This is a genomic window from Enterococcus sp. DIV1083b (assembly GCF_051713705.1).
GTDB lineage: Bacteria > Bacillota > Bacilli > Lactobacillales > Enterococcaceae > Enterococcus_D > Enterococcus_D casseliflavus.
Genome location: NZ_JBIOQJ010000001.1, coordinates 3,245,001 through 3,266,592 on the forward strand (window position 1 = coordinate 3,245,001; position 21,592 = coordinate 3,266,592).

The window sequence follows — 21,592 nt, forward strand, 5'->3', positions numbered from 1 at the left end:
CGACACGAGCTGACGACAACCATGCACCACCTGTCACTTTGCCCCCGAAGGGGAAGCTCTATCTCTAGAGTGGTCAAAGGATGTCAAGACCTGGTAAGGTTCTTCGCGTTGCTTCGAATTAAACCACATGCTCCACCGCTTGTGCGGGCCCCCGTCAATTCCTTTGAGTTTCAACCTTGCGGTCGTACTCCCCAGGCGGAGTGCTTAATGCGTTTGCTGCAGCACTGAAGGGCGGAAACCCTCCAACACTTAGCACTCATCGTTTACGGCGTGGACTACCAGGGTATCTAATCCTGTTCGCTCCCCACGCTTTCGAGCCTCAGCGTCAGTTACAGACCAGAGAGCCGCCTTCGCCACTGGTGTTCCTCCATATATCTACGCATTTCACCGCTACACATGGAATTCCACTCTCCTCTTCTGCACTCAAGTCTCCCAGTTTCCAATGACCCTCCCCGGTTGAGCCGGGGGCTTTCACATCAGACTTAAGAAACCGCCTGCGCTCGCTTTACGCCCAATAAATCCGGACAACGCTTGCCACCTACGTATTACCGCGGCTGCTGGCACGTAGTTAGCCGTGGCTTTCTGGTTAGATACCGTCAAGGGATGAACATTTTACTCTCATCCTTGTTCTTCTCTAACAACAGAGTTTTACGATCCGAAAACCTTCTTCACTCACGCGGCGTTGCTCGGTCAGACTTTCGTCCATTGCCGAAGATTCCCTACTGCTGCCTCCCGTAGGAGTCTGGGCCGTGTCTCAGTCCCAGTGTGGCCGATCACCCTCTCAGGTCGGCTATGCATCGTTGCCTTGGTGAGCCGTTACCTCACCAACTAGCTAATGCACCGCGGGTCCATCCATCAGTGACGCAAAAGCGCCTTTCAACTTTCTTCCATGCGGAAAATAGTGTTATACGGTATTAGCACCTGTTTCCAAGTGTTATCCCCTTCTGATGGGCAGGTTACCCACGTGTTACTCACCCGTTCGCCACTCTTTTTCTTTCGGTGGAGCAAGCTCCGGTGAAAGAAAAAGCGTTCGACTTGCATGTATTAGGCACGCCGCCAGCGTTCGTCCTGAGCCAGGATCAAACTCTCATAATGATTTGTTTGAATGACCATACGGTCATTAAGCTCATAAAAATTAACTTTGCTAGCTATTGCTTGCATGTATTTGTTCCAATAAATTGAAACGTCCTACACATTGGTTCGTTTGCTTGCTTTGTTCAGTTTTCAAAGGTCTACCGTGCTGCGTTAGCAACTTTTATATCATATCAGAGTGACATTTAATTGTCAACTCTTTTTTAAAAGTTTTTTTCGCTCGTTGTTTTTCAACTTCGTAGCGGCTGTCTCAGCGACTTAATTAGAATAACAAATGATTTGTTATTTGTCAACAACTTTTTTCAATTAATTTTGTTGATCTATCAACATCAATTAACTATTTTAAAATTGCGACTTCGTTATAATATCATCTGTCGAGCTGTGCGTCAACTACTTTTTTCAATTCTTTTTAGGAATTCATTTAGTCATTTGGCACATGTAATAATATACCAACTAAATCCCTTGCGGTCAATCATTTTCTATGGCTTTTTTCAATTTTTACAAACCCGTCTAATCGCATTGGATCCAGCTTTTATCGTTCGCATTTAATCCGTTTTCTGGCAACTATCGTGGCGTTTTTTCCTCTAATTCCTCGCTGTTTTTCACCCTGATCCAGCAGACAAGAAAAAAAGCCGCCCATCTCTTGCGAGTGGACGGAGTTTTTTTATCTCATTGTTGGGAATAATAAAACGTCGCGAATCGATTGCGCATCTGTCAACAGCATCACTAAGCGATCGATCCCGATCCCTAATCCACCAGTTGGCGGCATACCGTATTCAAGTGCTTCTAAGAAATCTTCATCCACCCCATGGGCTTCATCATTTCCTGCTTCGCGCTCTTTTTCTTGCCCTTCAAAACGTTCTCTTTGATCGATTGGATCATTTAGTTCCGTGAAGGCATTCGCAAATTCACGACCAACGATAAATAATTCAAAGCGGTCGGTAAAGCGTTCATCTTCTGGATTCTTTTTCGCTAATGGCGAAACTTCCACTGGATGACCGAAGACAAAGGTTGGCTGCTGTAACGTTTCTTCAACAAATGTCTCAAAGAATTCATTGATGATATGGCCAACAGTCATGGCATCAGTGATTTCAACATGATGTTCTTTCGCTAAGCTGCGGGCTTCTTCAACGGACATTGGTTGCCAGAAATCAACACCTGTTTGATTTTTGATTGCATCGACCATATGGATTCGTGCAAAGTCGCTAGCTAGATCGACTTCTTGTCCATCGTATTGGATCGTTGCTGTATGCAAGACTTTTTCAGCAGCATTACGGATAATGCCTTCGGTCAGATCCATCACATCTTTGAAATCTGTATATGCCGTATACGCTTCTAGCATTGTAAACTCAGGATTATGGGTCGTATCGATCCCTTCATTTCGGAAAACGCGACCGATCTCATAGACTTTTTCCATGCCGCCCACGATCAATCGTTTTAAGTGAAGCTCAAGAGCGATCCGTAAATACAGATCCATGTCTAAGGCATTGTGGTGGGTAATGAAGGGACGAGCCGCTGCACCACCTGCTTGATTATGCAATACTGGCGTTTCGACTTCGATATACCCATGACCGTCAAGGTAACGACGAATTTCGCTGATGATTTGGCTTCGTTTCATGAAACGATCAAAGCTTTCTTTATTACTGATCAAATCCAAGTAACGTTGACGGTAGCGTTGTTCTACGTTCGTCAAGCCATGGTATTTGTCAGGCAATGGACGCAATGCTTTTGATAAGATCACGATTTCTTTGGCTTTGATGGTCACTTCACCGGTATCGGTCTTCATGATTTCACCAGATACGCCGAAGAAATCACCTAAGTCTGCGTGTTTGAATACTTCGTAAGGTTCATCCCCTACTTGGTCTTTACGTACATATATTTGAATACGGCCTTCGCGGTCTTGTAAATGCGCAAAACCAGCCTTACCTTTTCCACGTTTTGTAACGATTCTTCCTGCAATGCTTGCTGAAAGATTCATTTCGGCTAATTCTTCTTTGGTTCTTTGATCAAATAACTCATGTAACTCGGCAGAATTATGGGTGCGTTCGAATCGCTTGCCAAAAGGATCAATGCCTTCTTCCCGTAGTTTTTCCATCTTTTCACGGCGAACCAACATTTGATCATTCAATTCTTCTTGTGTTTGTCGTTCCTCTGTCACGAGTTTTCCTCCATTCTTAACTTGGGTTTCCTTCTTATAATGCCAATGATGACGCAAAAAATCAAGCCGAACTTTCGAATCGACTTGATTTGTTTCTTATTCCTTAAGAGTTGCTAGCGGCTGTTTTTCGGTCTTTTCCACAAATGCATCTAATAAATCAAAAATCGTCTGCTTATCTTCCGCTTGGTTGATAGCTGCCTTCACTTTGGCTGCCCGCGAAATACCTTTTAAGTAGTACGCAGCATGTTGACGAAATTCTCGCGAAGCGATTTTTTCCCCTTTTAGATCAGCCAAACGTTCTAAATGAAGTTTCGCTGTCGAAATTTTTTCTCGCGGTGTTGGTTCTGGCAATAACTCGCCTGTCTCCAAGTATTGCTTGGTGCGGTGGATCATCCATGGATTGCCTAACGCTGCCCGTCCGATCATCACTGCATCTGCACCGACTTCTTCCAACATTCGCTTGGCATCTTCAGGGGTTTTGACATCGCCGTTGCCCATAAAGGGAATCGTGATACTTTGCTTCACTTGTTTCAACACGTCCCAATCAGCCGATCCTTCATACATCTGTACACGGGTTCTGCCATGCATACCGATCGCTGCGGCACCCGCTGCTTCTGCGGCTTGGGCATTTTCAACCGCAAAGATATGCTGCTCATCCCAGCCGATCCGCATTTTTACGGTAACGGGCTTGTCGATCGCACTGGAAACAGCATGGACCATTTCATAAACCTTGTCGGGATCTAAAAGCCACTTCGCACCAGCTTCTGCTTTGATGATTTTGTTTACAGGACACCCCATGTTGATATCAATGATATCGGCAGTTGTGTTTTCTGCGACAAATTGCGCTGCTTCTACTAAGGATGCTTTATTCCCACCAAAAATCTGAATACTAAGAGGATGCTCGGTCTCGTCAATAAATAGCATCTCAAGGGTCTTCTTGTTCCGCAGTTGAATCCCTCGATCACTGATCATCTCACAGACGACTAAACCCGCGCCAAATTCTTTGACTGTCACACGAAACGCAGAATTGGTGATCCCTGCCATTGGCGCAACGACGACGCGGTTGGGAATCTCAACCGAGCCGATCTGCCATGTTTGTCTATCTTTCACTTACGCTTCCGCCTCTTTCTTCAATGCCGCCAATTCCGTTTCATCAAAATGATACTTGTTGCCACAAAACGAGCAGACTGCCTCTGCCCCGTGGTCTTCATCGATCATCGCTTGGATCTCATCAGCCCCCAAGGTAATGATCGCCGTCGCAAATTTTTCTTTCGTGCAATCACAATGGAACTGGACTGGCATTTTTTCTAGTACTTCGATCGTCGTGTCTGGCAACAATGTCGCTAAGATCTCTTCTGGTGATTGTCCTTCATCGATCAAGGTTGATACTCGAGGCAATTCTCCCAAACGTTTTTCGATGGCATCAATGATCTCTTCACTGGCACCAGGCATGATCTGCAGCATAAACCCACCGGCTGCCCGAATTGAATCATCGGTTTCTACTAATACACTCAGACCAACAGCAGAAGGAATCTGTTCTGACACTGCTAAATAATAAGTAAAGTCTTCCCCAAGCTCCCCAGAGACGATCGGTGTTTGTCCAGAGAAGGGTTCTTTTAGCCCTAAGTCTTTGATCACGGTAAAGATCCCTTGGTCACCCACTGCGCCCCGAACGTCCAATTTTCCTTGAGGGTTCAACGGCAGACTGATCTGCGGATTTTTTATGTATCCTTTTACGTCCCCACGGCCATTGCTGTCTACGACGATTGCCCCAGCAGGACCATTTCCTTGAATTTTGACGGTCAATTTGTCTTCCCCTTTTAAGGTACTGCCTAATAACAAACTTCCCACCATCGCTCGCCCTAAAGCAGCGGATGCCGTATTCCATGTTTCATGGCGTCGTTGTGCTTCGGCGATCGTTTCTGTTGCCGATACTGCATATGCTCGGACGAAGCCGTCATATGCTAGTGCTTTTACTAAATAATCCTTCATCTTGATTCTCCTTTTTATTCATTAATGAATCATACTAGGAAGCGCCGCTTTTTTCAACTGAATGTGTTTGAATTTAAGGAAAGTCTTCTTAAATAGAAACAAAAAGGCACCGAGTTCCCTCGGTGCCTTGATACGTCTTGTTTTAGGCGTTATCATCTTTGTTTTCTTGATCAGTCGGTTGGCTTTCGCTATTGCGGCGAACGTCTTCCAATTGTTGATCAAAATCGTTTGATGGTGCATCTTCGCTGTGTTTTTCTGCAGCTTGCTTCTCTGCATCTTTTTCTTCCAGCGCACGTTTCGCTTCTTCAAACGTTTGAGCTTTTTCACTAGGATACTCAGAGCTTTCGGTTCCTTCAGGCATTTTGCCTTCTTCAAACAAGGATTTGATTGCTTTGGCATCTAATGTTTCATGTTCAAGCAGTTTTTCAGCGATCAATTTGTGCTGTGCACGGTGTTCTTCAATGATTTCATGGGCTTTTTGATGAGCATCCATTAAAATCTTGCGAACTTCTTGATCGATTTCAAAGGCAACTTGTTCAGAGTAAGCTTTTGTTTGACCATAATCACGACCAACAAAGACTTGATGGTTTCCTTCATATTGAACTGGACCTAACTTGTCACTCATTCCATATTCTGTCACCATGCTTCTTGCAAGCGCAGTTGCTTGTTCAAAGTCATTGGAAGCACCCGTTGATTGTACACCGAAGATGATTTCTTCAGCCGTACGACCACCAAGCAACCCAACGATTTGTTCAAACATATCTTCTTTGGTCATCAAGAATTGATCTTCTTTCGGCAAGGCGATCATGTAACCACCTGCACGTCCCCGAGGGATGATCGTTACTTTGTGTACCACACGGGCACGACTCAAGACTAACCCAACAATGGTATGTCCTGCTTCATGGTAAGCAACCATTTCACGTTCGCGTTTGTTGATGACCCGGTCTTTCTTCGCTGGACCAGCGATCACGCGGTCTTCTGCTTCATCGATATCTGAAGCATCGATTTTTTTCTTGTTACGACGAGCAGCAACTAATGCCGCTTCGTTCAAGACGTTTTCCAGATCCGCACCGGCAAAGCCTGGTGTTTGTTGGGCAACGACTTTCAAATCAACATCATCTGATAAAGGTTTGTTGCGGGCATGGACACGGAGGATCGCTTCACGACCTTTCACGTCTGGACGACCAACCAAAATCTGACGGTCAAAACGACCTGGACGTAGCAACGCTGGATCTAAAACATCCGAACGGTTCGTTGCGGCAATGACGATCACGCCTTCATTCCCATCAAAACCATCCATTTCAACCAACAACTGGTTCAATGTTTGTTCCCGCTCATCATGTCCGCCACCCATACCGGCACCACGTTGGCGACCGACTGCATCGATTTCATCGATAAAGATGATGGCTGGTGCATTTTTCTTCGCTGTTTCAAATAAGTCACGCACCCGGCTTGCACCGACACCGACAAACATTTCAACGAAATCTGAACCAGAGATCGAGTAAAACGGTACGCCAGCTTCACCAGCAACGGCTTTGGCTAGTAACGTTTTCCCGGTTCCTGGAGGCCCCTCAAGTAAGACACCTGCTGGGATACGAGCACCTAATTCAACGAAGCGTCGAGGATCTTTCAAGAATTCCACGACTTCGACAAGCTCTTGTTTTTCTTCTTCTGCACCGGCTACGTCTGAAAAACGCACGCGGTTGGCTTTTTTATCCGCTTCTTTGGCTTTTGATTTGCCAAAGTTCATCACACGGCCGCCACCGCCACCGCCGCCACCTTGTTGGCTCATCATCATGTAGAAGAAGAAAATGATGATCACAAGTGGTAAGAAGCTAACCAAAAGCGATAACCAAATGCCGCTGTTGGATTCTTCTTCGATCGTGGTTTTGACCCCTTCTGCCGAGGCCAAACTGGTGACTTCGCTTAGTGTGGAATCATTCGGTAAAATGATCGTTGAAAAGCGGGTCGAACTCGCCTGTGTATTACCTAAAACAGACAAGCTGTTGTCATTGCTGACGGTTTGTTCTTCATTGTATTCACCCACGATTCGATACACACCGTTAGCGGGTTGAACAGTAAACTGTTTGATCTTCCCGTCTTTCAGCTGCTCTGTAAACGTGGAGTACTCGATCGTTGGGGTCTGCTGATTGCCATTTCCAAAAATGAAATATACGACCATGACCATCGCCAACAAGACAAGTACATAATATAAGGTATTTTTTACCATACCGTTATTTTTCTTATTCATGCGTACCTCCCTGGCTATTTTGTTTTATCAATCCTGACCATTTAATTGTATCACAATTGATTTAGAACAGTCACTAATTTGACTGATAAACACTAGGTTTTAAGACGCCAACGTAAGGTAAGTTTCGATATTGCTCTGCATAGTCCAGTCCATATCCAACAACAAACTCATTTGGCACATCGAAGCCGACATAATCTGCATCGATCTCAACGACACGACCTTCTGGCTTATCTAATAACGTTACGATTTTCACTGATTTCGCTTTACGGTATTTGAATAGATCCACCAGATAAGCCAATGTGCGACCGCTGTCAATGATGTCTTCAACGATCAAGAGATCACGGCCCTCAACATTTGTATCTAAATCTTTGATGATCTTGACTTCCCCAGATGAAATCATGGCATTGCCATAACTTGAGACATCCATGAAGTCTAACTCCAAGTAACAATCCATCTCACGAACGATGTCTGCCATGAAAGGAACGGCACCTTTCAGCACACCTACGACTAGAGGATTTTTATCCGCATAAGCCGCCGTTAATTCTTGACCAAGTTCCACACAACGATTTTTGATTTCGTCACGGGAAATCAAAATTTTCTCAATATCTTTATCTAGCATAAAGTTCTCCTTCCAACTCTTACTCCTGGTATTTATAAAGAAGTATGTAGTGTATTTTATCAGTTTCTGGCGCAATACTCAAATAGGAAAATGTATGAGGTAGTAAGGCAATCACCTCTTTTTCAAGGTTTGTGACGACCCAACTTTTTTCTCGCACTTCATTAGGAATTTTTGAATCGATAAAAAAACGACTGATCTTTTTGGTCAGACCACGCGCCAAGCGGATTCGGTCTCCCGGCTGGCGCTTACGCACCACCAGCTCAGAGGAATAGTTTAGCGGTAAATCTTGGGAAAACTCTGACCAATTTGTGATTTTTTTGGGAATATGCTGTTCATTTATCGGAAAATACCCAATCCATTCCTTTTCAGAAAGATAGATCCCCTCCCCTAAAACCAGTCGCTGACTGACTTCTGTCAACGGCGCTGCAGGCTTTTGGGGAACAGTAACAGGTTCCAATAACAATTGGTCATAACTGCGCCGTAGCTGCCACTGTTTGTGCAACGCCAATTGCCATTGCCCTTTCTTTTCATCTAGCAGACGCAATACCTGCGGCAGCTGTTTTTGATTGAGGGGCTGTTTCGTAAAAGCCTCTGCTTGCTGTAAAAAACCCGCATAGAAAAAATAGCGTTGCGCTGGCGAAAACGTCGGCAGCTGCTGCAGATTGATCACTAAGCGAGCAGCTTGCTGTTGAACGAACGCAGACAACCATTGCTGCTGCTCTTGTTGGATCAGCTGATTGGCGAACTGTACTTCTTCAGAAAGCTGTTGAAAATGCGGCAGCAGCTGCGGATTTTCCGCTTTTAAGGCTGGCACTACTTGCTGGCGTAGTCGGTTTCGCAAATACAGCGGTTCGTGATTGCTTTCGTCTTCAAAGTAGGGAATCTGCTGTGCTTGCGCATAGTCGTAAATCGCTGCCTTACTGACAGTAAGCAGTGGACGCAACAAGATCCCTGTGTGAAAAGGCTGCTGCTGTTTCATCCCGCCAGCCGATCGCAAGCGACCTTCTCGCATCATCTTCATCAACATCGTTTCTACTTGGTCATCACTGTGGTGAGCAGTCAGCAAAACATCATAGCCTTCTTGAGACATGACGTCGGCAAAAAACGTATAGCGAAAGTTTCGAGCGCTAGCTTCTACGCCGGTTTCTGGCGGGTTTTCCCAACACCGTTCATAAAAAGGAATGCCGCATTCTTGGCAGTACTGCCGTAAAAAAGCCGCTTCCTTGGCAGATGCTGGACGCAATTGATGGTTCACATGTGCCACACCAAAACATGGCTCTTTTTGCATTTCAGGAAACAACTGACAAAAGATCTGCAACAAGACCATCGAATCGACGCCCGTCGATACCGCCAGCAAAAAGCGGCGTTTTTTTTCAGGATCGATGGCAGTGAGTTGCCCTCGAACGGTTTGAATGACCATCGTTTGACCTCCTTCTCATTTGGTAATCCCACAAGAAAGAAAGCTGAAACAAAACGAACCAACAGTTTTGTTCCAGCTTTTTCCAACTTGCTATTCATGTTTAGTTACGGCGTCCGCCGCGGCCACCGCGTTTTCCTTCTGTATTTCGACGTAATGACGAAAGACGATCATCACTATCTTTTAGAAAAGAACTCATCAATGAATCGAAGTCTTGTTTATTTACATTCGTATTTTGATTGCGTGAAAAAGATTTTTTCGGATTTGGTCGATTGAATTCTTTTTTCGGGTATTCACGTTTTTCTTCCGGTTTATCTTCTGCTTTGCGGATCGATAGGCCGATTTTTCCATCGTTGCCGATTGCCGTAACAAGTACTGTCACTTCATCCCCAACAGACAACACGTCGTGAATGTCTTTGACGAATCCGTTTGATACTTCACTGATATGCACCAAACCAGTTTTCCCTTCACCAAGATCAATGAACGCACCAAAATTTGTAATACCAGACACTTTGCCCTTTAGTTTCGCTCCAACTTCGATTGACATATAAAAAATGTTCCTCCTAATTTTTACCCATTTAAAATAATTCAAACTACTGCGCTGAGTAGGTATGACATTGCTTAATCTTGTGACTCTGTGGATGATGATTCTTGTCCGCTTTGCGAAGAACGCTCATTGGTGTTTTGAGAATCCGTCCCATCTGGCAAGACTGGATAGATTTTTTCGCCATCTTTTGAGTAGAAGAATCGGCTGCGGGCCAATTTTGCCACATACTCATCGTCTTGCAGCAAGGCAACGTCTCGCTCCAGTGAAGCCACCTTTTGTTCTGCTTCTTTTTGTTCGGCGACTGTTTCCGCCTTATATTCCTTTAGCTTTTGCAGGCGCATTTGATCGTTGAACATTTGAATCCCTACGATCGCAAATATCGCTAATGCCGCCACGAAAAACGCCACCAGCCGACGTCGGCGAAACACGACTTGCCGCCGCTCTTTTTCAAACTTGGCAAATTGCTCTTTCGCATAATCGGTCTGCAATAGTTCTATTTTTTTATTTGATTCTTTTGCCACCTGAACTCGCTCCCGTCGCTGTCTTTGTTTTTTACATTATACCAACATCCGCAAAGCTTGTCTAACTGAAAATGCCGTAAAAATCAAGCATTTTCTGAGATTCTTTCCTCTGAAACGATCTCATACATTTTTGCAGCGTCTTCTTTTTTCGTCGATTCATGCAATTCATTGACTTTTACTTCCAAGACCTTATTCCCGAATTGAATGCGCATGGTATCGCCTACTTTGACGTCACTGCTTGACTTGGCTAATTTGCCGTTGATCTGAATGCGTCCCTTGTCTGCCACTTCTTTGGCCACAGAGCGACGCTTGATGATGCGGGAGATTTTAAGAAATTTATCTAATCTCATGTTTTTCACCTCTTCTTAATAGTTTCTTTCCAAATGGAACTAACAGCCATTCGCGAATCGTTAACAATTTGATTTTGATCGCTGCCCCGATAAAGGCTGCGCCTCCCAGACCGACACCGCCTAGGCAAAAAAGCAGTGCCTGTAGTCGATGGGTCAAAGGACCGTTCAATAAGATCGCAACGAAGCTATAATATAAGAATAGCACGCTTGCCATGATCCCTAAACAAATAAATAGTTTTTTTCCATAATTTCCTTCATGCCAAAAGTGATTGATGCTGCTTTGTGCTCGACGCTGTTCGGAAACCACAAAACAGCATAAGGTCGCGCCTAACCCCAACAGTGTACTGATACTCGCTCCTGCAGTCCCATACGAAGCAGTCAGCGGCCACATCGATAGACATTTGATCAAAAGACCGATCCCCGCAGCGAGCAAGCCGAAGGTATAGGTATTGCGACTTTGTTGAATGCTTTGATAGGCTTGGATCGTCGCCATCAGAGCGATAGAAAAGACAAACAATACCAGCGCCGCATTGCCAGAACCGTCTTTGAATAAGGCAAAGTTAATATAAGGCAGCAAAATCGCTAAGCCCACGGCAGAAGCCGAAGCAATCCCGATCGTTAGGCGCAAATACATTTTTGCCGACTTTTCAAACAGCTGCTGATTTTTTACCGTCAAATACTTGGTCAACGTTGGCAAAAACGTCGAGCTTAACGCCATCGCCACCACAAGACCTAGTTGGACGAGGGGTTGTCCGCGATCATAGATCCCTTTTGAAATTCGGGCTGCTTGTGCCGTCATCCCCCCCGCTTCTAGCGCATTGGTCAATAAAAACGAATCCGCTAACTGGAACAAGATCAAATAGCCGCTATAAATCGTCAACAGACCGCCTTCTAAGAAGAAGCGTTTCTTCAACGAGGCGGATAAACCAGCGGGATTTTCTCCTGTACTGGTGACTGGTTTATGCCATAGCGATAAGCGTTTGCCGTTGATTTGTCGGCTATAATAACTTAAGATCCACCACGCCGCAAGGCCCCCGACTAAGGCACCCATCATGGCGACAGTCCCCGTTTGATAAATCGTCCAGCCCAATTGCTGGAAAGCTGCCGCAGCACCTAAAATCACACCAACTCTAAGCAGCTGCTCTACGACTTGGGAAACTGCTGTCGGCACCATTTGCAAATTTCCTTGAAACATTCCTCGATAAAAGGTCAAAGGCGGGACAAATAAGAAGGTAAAAGAAACGACTCGAATCAAGCCCGCCAGTTGGTGGTCCCCCATCACTTGCGCGATCGGACCAGCAAATAAAAAGGTCACCGCCCATAAACTGATCGCAGACCAAAGCACGAAAGGCGTCAACGCTTGCAGCCGTTCCTTGCTTTTCAAAGGATCGGGTTCTTCAGCGACGATGCGGGAGATAAACTGTGGCAACCCTGACAACGCTAACGTCATCGCCAATCCATAAATCGGATAGACTTGTTGATACACATAAAACCCTTCGTCCCCTACCAGGTTCTGAAAAGGGACCCGATAAACGGCACTTAAGATTTTTGCGATAAAGGAAGCGATCGTTAAAATAAACGCCCCTTCCATCGTACGCTTCAATTGTGATTTCGGCATCCCTCTGGTTCCTTTCTAGCCTTGGCTGGCGTATTTTTGTTCCCGTAACGCTTTGACAAAATCTTGGATTTCTAATAGCCAGGTGCTTTCCTTCATCACTGGCGGAATCTGTAATTTGATGGTCATTTGCTCATGATCGACACCCATCGTGGCTTTTAATTTAGTAGCTTTCAATGCTTCAAACAGCTGCTCCACCGAATAATTTTTCGTGCCGACTTTACTCAAAATAAACGACACCGTCTGCTGCTGCTTACGGATAGTTTCTAACAAGGCACGATCGCCGTTCATCTTGATCTCGCCCACCGTTAAGAGATGCGCCACTTCTACAGGGTATTCACCGAAACGGTCTAACAGATCATCTTGAAGTTCATCAACTGCTTCTTGGGATTCCAGCTCACGAATTCGTTTGTAGATCTCGATTTTTTGCCGTTCGTCTTCAATATACGAAGTCGGTAAGTAGGCATCGATCCCCAGATCGATCTCGACGGTCGTTTTTTCTGTTTGGGTATTTTTCCCTTGTTTCCGAGTGACTGCTTCAGACAGCATTTGCGAGTACATGTCAAACCCGACTGCATCGATAAAGCCGTGCTGCTGCGCCCCCAATAGATTACCCGCTCCACGAATCGAAAGATCTCGCATCGCGATTTTGAAACCTGACCCCAACTCGGTAAAGTCCTTAATGGCTTGCAGCCGTTTTTCACTGACTTCATTCAACACTTTTTGCTGTTCGTACATGAAATACGCATAGGCGACCCGATTGCTCCGACCGACACGGCCGCGCAGCTGATACAACGTCGAAAGCCCCATGTAATCGGCATTTTCCACAAACAACGTATTGGCATTGGGAATATCCACACCGGTTTCAATGATCGTCGTCGTCACCAACACATCGTATTGCCCTTCAATAAAGTCAAACAGGGTATTTTCCAATTGAATCTCGGTCATTTGCCCGTGGGCATACGCGATTCGTGCGTCTGGCACTAACGCCTGCAGTTCTTCGACTTTTCGCTCGATCGTATCGACACGATTATAGAGATAAAACACTTGACCTCCCCGTGCCATCTCCCGTTGGATCGCTTCTCGCACTGCTCCTGGATTCATCTCCATCACATAGGTTTGGATCGGGTAACGATTTTCTGGTGGTGTTTCGATCACAGATAGGTCCCGTACCCCCAGCATCGACATATGCAATGTTCGTGGGATCGGCGTTGCCGTCAACGTCAACACATCGACTTGCGAACGCAGTTGTTTCAAGCGCTCTTTGTGTTTGACCCCAAACCGTTGTTCTTCATCGATCACCAATAAGCCCAAATCAGCAAACTCGACATCTTTTGACAATAATCGGTGGGTCCCCACCAAAATATCGACTTGCCCTTTGCGCACTTGCTCGATCGTTTCATTCTGCTGTTTTTTCGTCCGAAAACGACTCAGTACCCCAACATTGACGGGGAATCCTTCAAAACGATCGACCATCGTTTCATAGTGCTGCTGCGCCAAGATCGTTGTCGGTACTAAGAAAGCCACTTGTTTGCTTTCTTTGATCGCTTTAAAAGCAGCCCGCAGCGCCACTTCTGTTTTCCCAAAACCGACATCCCCGACTAACAAGCGGTCCATCGGCTTTTCTTTTTCCATATCCCGCTTGATCTCTGCCGTACTGCGCAGCTGATCATCGGTTTCCGAATACGGAAAGGCATCTTCAAACTCTTTTTGATAGGCATCGTCTGGTTGAAAGGCATAGCCTTTTTCTGATTCGCGTTTGGCATACAATAAAATCAAATCATCTGCAATGTCTTCAATTTTAGCCGTCACTTTGCGCTTGGTCTTCGCCCACTCGCTGCCACCTAATTTATTGATTTTCGGTGTTTTCGATTCGGAAGCCACATATTTTTGAATCAAATTCAGTTGGGTGACTGGAATAAAGAGCTTGTCTTCGTTTTGGTACAAGATCGTCATGTAATCTTGGTGGACGCCATCGACTTCTAAGGTTTCCATGCCGATGTACTTCCCGATCCCATGATTCGCATGGACGACATAATCGCCCGCTTTTAACTCATTGTAGCTTTTGAGCCGTTCCGCATTGGTGACATTTTGCCTGCGGGCTCTTTTTTTGTTCATCTTTTGGAAAATTTCTTTTTCCGTAACCACCACTAGCTTGTCTTGCGGCATTTCAAAGCCGCTTTGCAAACGTTCCACCACGATTTGGGTGCGTCCTGTAAACAGGCGGTCTTGTTGCGTCTGCACGGCATAGATATCATGATCTCGCAGATCTTGCTCTAACTTCTTGGCCCGCTCTTGGTCACTGACCAGAAAAATCACCGTCTGCTGCTGCTTCTCCCAGCGATCGATTTCAACTTTCAAGAGACCCATTTGGCTGAAAAACTGCTGCATCGGCCGGTATTGGAATTGATGGATCGCTTGGAAGCGAATGTTCCCCATTCCTTTTTGGAATAAAGAAAAGAAGCTGGTCACAAAGGTTTCTTTTTGCAGCAGCTGATGGACATCAATCCCGAATTGCTGTTCAGAAAAGACCCGCAGCTCCGCTAATTTTTGGGTATGCCACTCCGCCTCTTCCCGTTCGATCTCACGATTGGTCTCCATGATCCGAGCATAATCATCGATCATCAAAAAGGCATCTTCAGAAAAATAATCTAAGACACTCGTTTGCTGACGATACAGTAAATCCGTGTAATAACGGGCACTTTCACCAGGAATCCCCGCTTGCCATTGAGAAGCCAACTGGCCAAAATAATCTTCTAAAAAGGCGCGATCGGTTGCTTCTTTGGTGACTGCCAACCGTTTGTTCAATAATTCTTGCAGCTGCTTTTGCCCCGCAGCTAAATCTTCCGCTGAGAAAACCAATTCGGTAGTGGGTAAAATAGCCACTTGCTGCAGCGTTTCCACTGAGCGTTGCGTTTCCACGTTGAAAGAACGCATCGAGTCGATTTCTACATCGAATAACTCGATCCGTACGGGATATTCGGCGTTTAATGGATAAATATCGAGGATGCTCCCACGAATACTGAATTCGCCAGGTTTGCCAATCATTGACTGACGTTCGTAACCCATCAAGATCAATTGTTGCGGCAAACGCTCTAAATCGATCTCATCGCCGATCTGCCATTGAAATTGATTGGCTAACCAGGTTTTCTTTTCAGGCAAATACTTTCGCAAAGCCGCCACCGGCAACACATAGATCCCCGTTTTCCCTTGAGAAACAGCATTCAGCGCTGCCACGCGTTCTTCTCTGGCTTCTGGTGAAGAAAAAGCCATTTCGGCTGACAACACTTCATCCACTGGAAAAACGTAGACATCTTCCGTCACATTGCGCAGATCTTCGGCTAGTTGATTTGTATAATAGAGATTAGGTGTCACGACGATCACTTGTTTTTGAAATGCCTGATACATACCAGTGATCGCTAATGTTTTTGCCGATCCAGCTAGACCGGTCAGTAATTGCCGGGGGGCCTGTTCACGTAAACCTGTATGCCAAGCCGCCACTGTCGGCACTTTATTTATTAATTCAATTAAATCCATCTCGGCCCTCCTTAGTTAAATCGATTCATTGTGGCAAGAAAGTCGCCGTTGGTCAAGTAATCACTACTTGCCTCGACCGCTTTATCAATACTTTGTAAAACGATGGGCAGATCGTCTTTTGCAAAAGGACTCAGGACATGATTGACCACGGTTTGTCCTGGACGTGGACGATCGATCCCGATTTTGATACGGTCAAAGACTGTTGAATCCAAATGAGCGATCAAACTCTTGATTCCATTGTGGCCACCTGCACTGCCTTTTTGGCGCAAACGAATTTTCCCTAACGCTAAATCGAGGTCATCATAGACCACCACTAGTTCTTCTTGGTAGATGCCAAAATAGGTCATCAACGGGCCTACCGCACGACCGGATTCATTCATGAAGGTTTGTGGTTTGACCAAAAGGATTTTTTCACCCTTCAAGAAAAACTCTGCCACCTCTGCTTCAAAAGCCGACTTTTTAAAGGTTGCTTGGTACTTTTGTGCCAACGCATCCACTACCATAAAGCCAACATTATGTTTGGTTTTTTCATATTTTTTGCCAGGATTTCCCAAGCCTACAATCATTTTCATTTTTTATTTACGCTCCATTATTTCTAGTTTCAAGCTGATTCTTCATCTATTTTATCGGTTTTCTTATCCAAACACAAAATACTGGGCACACAAATGCGCCCAGTTCTTTTGCTTAGGTAATTATAACACGAAATGGACTGTTATGGTGGCACCCTCTTGCTCAGTTTTTATCTTTCTTAACGAATCTTAATAAAACCTTGATATATCTTCTTTTTGACGTAATAACAAAGAAAGCATTTACAACTGAAACAGCGATATTTTGTGTAATATTGTTGTGCAAATCACATGACAAACATACTTGAAAATGGTAGGATGATAGCGAGTAAAACAATTATGCGGAAGGAATGATACACAGATGACTGCAAAAACGAACAAAAAAGATCACCAAAAGGTAATTCTTGTTGGAGACGGTGCGGTTGGTTCTAGTTACGCGTTTGCGCTGGTGACCCAAAACATTGCGCAAGAAGTCGGAATCATTGATATAAATACAGCAAAAACAGAAGGCGACGCAATTGACTTGTCCCATGCTTTGGCATTTACTTCCCCTAAAAAAATCTATGCCGCTTCTTATGAAGATGCACATGATGCTGATTTAGTCGTTATTACTGCTGGTGCGCCTCAAAAACCAGGCGAAACCCGTTTAGACTTAGTTCATAAAAACTTGAAAATCAACCGTGAAGTAGTTACCCAAATCGTTGATTCAGGCTTTAACGGAATTTTCTTAGTTGCAGCAAACCCAGTCGATATTTTGACTTATTCTACTTGGAAATTCTCAGGCTTCCCGAAAGAACGCGTTATCGGTTCAGGTACCTCATTAGACTCTGCCCGTTTCCGTCAAGCATTGGCTGAATTGGTCGATGTCGATGCCCGTAACGTCCATGCCTATATCTTAGGGGAACACGGCGATTCAGAATTCCCTGTTTGGTCTCATGCCAACGTAGCTGGCCTACAAATCTATGAATGGGTCAAAAACAACCCAGACATCGATGAAGAAGCAATGGTCAACATTTTCTTTAGTGTTCGTGATGCAGCCTACACCATCATCGAGAAAAAAGGTGCGACCTTCTACGGGATCGCAGTAGCCTTAGCACGGATCACTCGTGCGATCTTAGACGATGAAAATGCTGTTCTCCCATTATCTGTGTACATGAACGGCGAATACGGCTTAAACGACTTGTACATCGGTGCGCCTGCAGTCATCAATGCCCAAGGGATTCAAAAAGTAATTGAGATCCCATTAACAGATGGTGAAAAAGACCGGATGGCCGCTTCGGCAAAACAATTAAAAGATATTCTTGATGAAGCTTTTGCAAAATTAGATGCGGAAGACAATCAATAATTTCTTTTCCCTCGTGTTAAATAGTCAATTTTAGTTAGTCAATTATGCGACTGAACGAATCCTCCAGCTCACTCTTTTTCAGAATCCTTTGATCAAGATGGCTTGCTGCCGATTCGTTCAGTTTTTTTATCGTAAGAAATGCGTTTCTACAGCTTGCCTAAAGATAGTTTAAGAATTTTCTATTTTTCATGGAAGTTTCATTTGCCATATTCGCTTTCCCGTGGGAATATGGTATGATTTAAGCGTTATTATCTATTATGCCATTAGAAAAAAGGAGTAGTTGAATGACTCGTTCAAACAAACATACTGACGCCAAGAATAATACGAAGAAAATTGTTCTGATCGTTGTGGCTGCTTTACTCGTCGTGATCGCTGGCGGCTATACCTACCGAAGTACATATTATGCAAACCGTTTTCTACCAAAGACTGAAATCGATGGGATCGACATCAGCAACAAAACCGTTGCCGAGGCCAACGCCCTGCTGCATGATCGCTATTCCCAAGAAGACTTTACCATCAAAGATGGTGATAGCGAATGGAAAACAGTCAACCTTGCTCAATTTGGTTTGCAGACGGATTTCACCGATGAGCTGCAATCGTTAAAAGATGAACAAAACCAGTGGAGCTGGGGAATGGCTTATGTTTCGGCTGCCGAAGAAAAGAAGCTAGACAATCTCTCAGTAGACCAAGACACCTTGACTAGCGAGACCAACACGATCCAAAAAGAACTCGAAACCTTAAATGAAGATCGTACCAAATCGGCTGATGCCACGTTGGAAAAAGGCGAAGACGGCTTTTCTATCAAACCAGAAGTTGACGGCGATGCCATCGATGTTGACAAAGCAGTGGCAGACTTGCAAGAAGCCATTGTCAGCGGCGAACAGGAACTGAATCTCGTTGATTACGTCACAAAACCAAGTGTGACCGCCGATGATCCAGACTTAACGAAAGAAATGGATTCGTTGAATAAAATCGCCAAAGTAACCGGCAATTATACGATCAACGGAAATACGTTTCAAATCCCAAGAGAAACGATCATGGATTGGCTCTCTTATAAAGACGGCAACACAACGATCGACGAAGACAAAGTACGAAACTATGTCACATCGATCGGCGAACAATACAATACTAGCACCAATTCTTCGACCTTCCAAAGTACCAAGCAAGGCGAAGTGACAGTCCCAGCTGGTACTCTTAGCTGGACGATCCAAACCGATGCGGAAACAGAAGCATTGATCGAGGCGTTAAAAGCAGGCGAAGACTTCACCCGCACACCGATCGCTCAAGGAAGCACCGATGCAGGCAGCCCGCTGTTTGGCAACACCTATATCGAAGTTGATCTAAAAAACCAACACATGTGGTATTACAAAGATGGCGAGTTAGTGTTGGATACGAAAATTATCTCTGGGAAACCAGCCACACCAACGCCAACTGGCGTCTTCTATGTCTGGAACAAAGAAGAAGATGCAACCTTGACTGGTGAAGATTATGCGTCCCCTGTTGATTACTGGATGCCCATCGATTGGACTGGTGTCGGTATCCATGATTCTGATTGGCAAACGGAATACGGTGGCGATCTTTGGAAAACCCGTGGTTCTCACGGCTGTATCAATACTCCGCCAGGCGTGATGAAAGAATTGTACAGCAAAGCCGAAGTCGGGACACCCGTGATCGTGATTTAATCGAAAAAGAATCAAACCTTTTTATAGACGAACCAAAAGCTGCAAAAGAAAGATCTTTTGCGGCTTTTTTGTTGTCTCCCAAATGTTCCTATTTACAAAGATCTCTTTAATTAATATACTTAATTAACCACTTTAATTAATAAGGAGAATCATTTTGGAAAAAGTCGTTTTTATTGATCGTTCTACTTTGGCTGGAAGTTTGATCAAAATTTTCGCCCGCAACATCCAGCTGCTGTCCGAGGATCAAATCAGTGTAACTGTTGTGACACCAGAACGTCTGGCGAATTATCGTTTTGCGCAAGAAAAACTCGTTTTGGTCGATCCCTTGATTTCTTTAACAGATCCGATGATCAAGCAGGCCATCCCACCACGCATCAAGCGCCTTTCGTTTCCCGTCAATCATTACAGCGGGATGAATACTGAAGCCATTCTAGAATTGATCCAACAAGCATAACAAAAAAAGCGTGCAGAAACCAAGCGTTTCTGCATGCTTTTTCTCACTCAAACTCAGCTCTGCGAGACAAGTGTCTCTTCTTGTTCCAGCAAAACAACGGGTTCCCCTTTGTCTTGCAGTGCAGCAACGTGCATCGTGCCCCACTGGCAAAGAGTATCCAATAAGCCGCCTAAGGTTTCTCCTTATTCACTCAAGGAATACTCAACTTTAGGTGGTACTTGATTATAGGACTTGCGAGTAACGATGTCAGACTCTTCTAATTCCCGCAATTGCTGGGTCAACATTTTTTGACTGATGCCAGGGATCTTCCGCCGTAAATCACTGGGACGTAATGCCCCATGGCGTAAATTACAAAGAATGATTGGTTTCCACTTCCCGCCGATGACATCCATGGTTGCTTCAACACCGATATTATAAATTTTTTCTGCCATTTTTTTCACCTCATTACGCTTGATATCACACAAAGGTTACCAAAAGGTGGGTATCAAACAAAAAAGTACGTACTATACAGTATTACCACCTCATTATATGATGATACCAGAAAAAAATAAAGGAGATGTTTTTATGATCGAAAAATTATCAGATACCGTCACCCTGAACAACGGCAGTGAAATCCCCGGGTTGGGGTTAGGTGTCTTTCAAATCCCTGAAGCTGACACAGCAGAGGTCGTGAAGCAAGCGATTATCAATGGCTATCGCCTGATTGATACAGCAGCGATTTACGGCAATGAAACAGGAACAGGGGCAGGAATCAAACAAGGCTTACAAGAAACGGGGTTGGCTCGTGAAGAACTCTTTGTCACTTCCAAACTTTGGAACGATCATTTAACTTATGATGAAACGATCCACGCCTTCAATGAAAGTCTGGCCCGCTTAAACCTCGAGTATCTCGACTTGTACTTGATCCATTGGCCAGGAAATCAAGCATTTCAAGAGTCCTGGCGTGCCTTGGAAGATCTCTATGCGGCAGGAAAAATCAAAGCGATCGGGGTCAGCAACTTCCAGATCCATCATCTGGAGCAATTATTGGCCATTGCTAAGGTCGTTCCTGTTATCAATCAGATCGAGCTGCACCCCAAACTGACGCAACAAGACCTGCGGGCTTTTTGTGGCGAAAAAGCAATTGCGATCCAAGCTTGGTCGCCATTGATGCAAGGCAAACTGCTGAAAGATGACACCGTCTTGGCGATCGCCGATGCACAGCAAAAATCAGCGGCACAAGTGCTTTTACGCTGGGCTATTCAACAAGGGATCTTAGTCAATGTCAAATCGACACACCCTGAGCGAATGATCGCCAATGCAGCGATTTTTGATTTCCATTTATCAGAAGCTGACATAGCCCGCTTGAACGCATTAAATGAAGACTTACGAGTGGGTCCAGATCCAGACACATTCGATTTTCATTAACCAAACGATATACTAAACAAAACCTTAGGAGGAAGTATA

The 21,592-nt window shown here is 44.8% G+C and carries 16 protein-coding genes, 1 rRNA gene and 1 pseudogene (1 of these 18 running past the window's edge); 4 read left to right on the top strand and 14 right to left on the bottom strand.

What is annotated here, in order from left to right; translation table 11 throughout:
• The 13 genes from IGI69_RS15360 to pth form a co-directional block, all read right to left on the bottom strand.
• Positions 1–1,095: ribosomal RNA gene (locus IGI69_RS15360) — 16S ribosomal RNA — on the bottom strand; it reaches 464 nt to the left of the window's first position.
• A 661-nt stretch (positions 1,096–1,756) separates the two neighbouring features.
• On the bottom strand, positions 1,757–3,250 hold the full coding sequence (lysS, locus tag IGI69_RS15365; protein ID WP_005230758.1) for a lysine--tRNA ligase: 1,494 nt from the start codon (positions 3,248–3,250) through the stop codon (positions 1,757–1,759).
• A gap of 96 nt (positions 3,251–3,346) precedes the next feature.
• Positions 3,347–4,360, bottom strand: a complete 1,014-nt coding sequence (gene dusB / locus IGI69_RS15370) for a tRNA dihydrouridine synthase DusB (RefSeq protein WP_060791889.1) — start codon at positions 4,358–4,360, stop codon at positions 3,347–3,349.
• On the bottom strand, positions 4,361–5,242 hold the full coding sequence (hslO, locus tag IGI69_RS15375; protein WP_005230756.1) for an Hsp33 family molecular chaperone HslO: 882 nt from the start codon (positions 5,240–5,242) through the stop codon (positions 4,361–4,363). It abuts the gene before it with no gap.
• Positions 5,243–5,384: 142 nt separating this feature from the next.
• Positions 5,385–7,493: an ATP-dependent zinc metalloprotease FtsH gene (ftsH, locus tag IGI69_RS15380; protein WP_010749000.1), complete on the bottom strand. Its 2,109-nt coding sequence runs from the start codon at positions 7,491–7,493 to the stop codon at positions 5,385–5,387.
• A gap of 73 nt (positions 7,494–7,566) precedes the next feature.
• Positions 7,567–8,112: a hypoxanthine phosphoribosyltransferase gene (gene hpt / locus IGI69_RS15385; protein ID WP_005230750.1), complete on the bottom strand. Its 546-nt coding sequence runs from the start codon at positions 8,110–8,112 to the stop codon at positions 7,567–7,569.
• A 19-nt stretch (positions 8,113–8,131) separates the two neighbouring features.
• Positions 8,132–9,532 carry a tRNA lysidine(34) synthetase TilS gene (gene tilS, locus IGI69_RS15390; protein WP_438741365.1) on the bottom strand — a complete coding sequence of 467 codons (1,401 nt, stop codon included), beginning with the start codon at positions 9,530–9,532 and terminating at the stop codon, positions 8,132–8,134.
• Between the two features lie 100 nt (positions 9,533–9,632).
• A complete protein-coding gene (locus IGI69_RS15395; RefSeq protein ID WP_010748998.1) occupies positions 9,633–10,076 on the bottom strand; it encodes a S1 domain-containing RNA-binding protein in 444 nt (147 codons plus the stop codon).
• A gap of 74 nt (positions 10,077–10,150) precedes the next feature.
• Positions 10,151–10,597 (bottom strand): FtsB family cell division protein, encoded by a 447-nt coding sequence (locus IGI69_RS15400; RefSeq protein WP_005230746.1) that lies wholly within the window; start codon positions 10,595–10,597, stop codon positions 10,151–10,153.
• A gap of 83 nt (positions 10,598–10,680) precedes the next feature.
• Positions 10,681–10,947 carry an RNA-binding S4 domain-containing protein gene (locus IGI69_RS15405; RefSeq protein WP_005230745.1) on the bottom strand — a complete coding sequence of 89 codons (267 nt, stop codon included), beginning with the start codon at positions 10,945–10,947 and terminating at the stop codon, positions 10,681–10,683.
• Entirely contained in the window at positions 10,934–12,565 is a 1,632-nt protein-coding gene (locus tag IGI69_RS15410) for a polysaccharide biosynthesis protein (protein ID WP_010748997.1), read from the bottom strand. The genes IGI69_RS15405 and IGI69_RS15410 overlap by 14 nt, the downstream gene beginning before the upstream one ends.
• 15 nt (positions 12,566–12,580) lie before the next feature.
• The gene (gene mfd / locus IGI69_RS15415; RefSeq protein ID WP_438741367.1) at positions 12,581–16,099 is read right to left on the bottom strand and encodes a transcription-repair coupling factor; all 3,519 of its coding nucleotides are present in this window, start codon (positions 16,097–16,099) and stop codon (positions 12,581–12,583) included.
• A gap of 11 nt (positions 16,100–16,110) precedes the next feature.
• Positions 16,111–16,671 carry an aminoacyl-tRNA hydrolase gene (gene pth, locus IGI69_RS15420; protein WP_015510502.1) on the bottom strand — a complete coding sequence of 187 codons (561 nt, stop codon included), beginning with the start codon at positions 16,669–16,671 and terminating at the stop codon, positions 16,111–16,113.
• A 355-nt stretch (positions 16,672–17,026) separates the two neighbouring features.
• On the opposite strand from pth, the gene IGI69_RS15425 reads away from it, so the two are divergent.
• The 3 genes from IGI69_RS15425 (at position 17,027) to IGI69_RS15435 (ending at position 20,146) form a co-directional block, all read left to right on the top strand.
• The gene (locus IGI69_RS15425) at positions 17,027–18,010 is read left to right on the top strand and encodes an L-lactate dehydrogenase (protein ID WP_005230720.1); all 984 of its coding nucleotides are present in this window, start codon (positions 17,027–17,029) and stop codon (positions 18,008–18,010) included.
• A 284-nt stretch (positions 18,011–18,294) separates the two neighbouring features.
• On the top strand, positions 18,295–19,692 hold the full coding sequence (locus IGI69_RS15430; RefSeq protein WP_438741370.1) for a L,D-transpeptidase family protein: 1,398 nt from the start codon (positions 18,295–18,297) through the stop codon (positions 19,690–19,692).
• 154 nt (positions 19,693–19,846) lie between these two features.
• Entirely contained in the window at positions 19,847–20,146 is a 300-nt protein-coding gene (locus IGI69_RS15435; RefSeq protein WP_275853782.1) for a hypothetical protein, read from the top strand.
• A gap of 53 nt (positions 20,147–20,199) precedes the next feature.
• On the opposite strand, the pseudogene IGI69_RS15440 reads toward IGI69_RS15435, so the two are convergent.
• Positions 20,200–20,577, bottom strand: a pseudogene (locus IGI69_RS15440) (winged helix-turn-helix transcriptional regulator).
• Between the two features lie 97 nt (positions 20,578–20,674).
• Between IGI69_RS15440 and IGI69_RS15445 the strand changes: the two are divergent.
• Positions 20,675–21,553 carry an aldo/keto reductase gene (locus IGI69_RS15445; protein ID WP_375837767.1) on the top strand — a complete coding sequence of 293 codons (879 nt, stop codon included), beginning with the start codon at positions 20,675–20,677 and terminating at the stop codon, positions 21,551–21,553.
• The last annotated feature ends 39 nt before the right edge of the window (positions 21,554–21,592 follow it).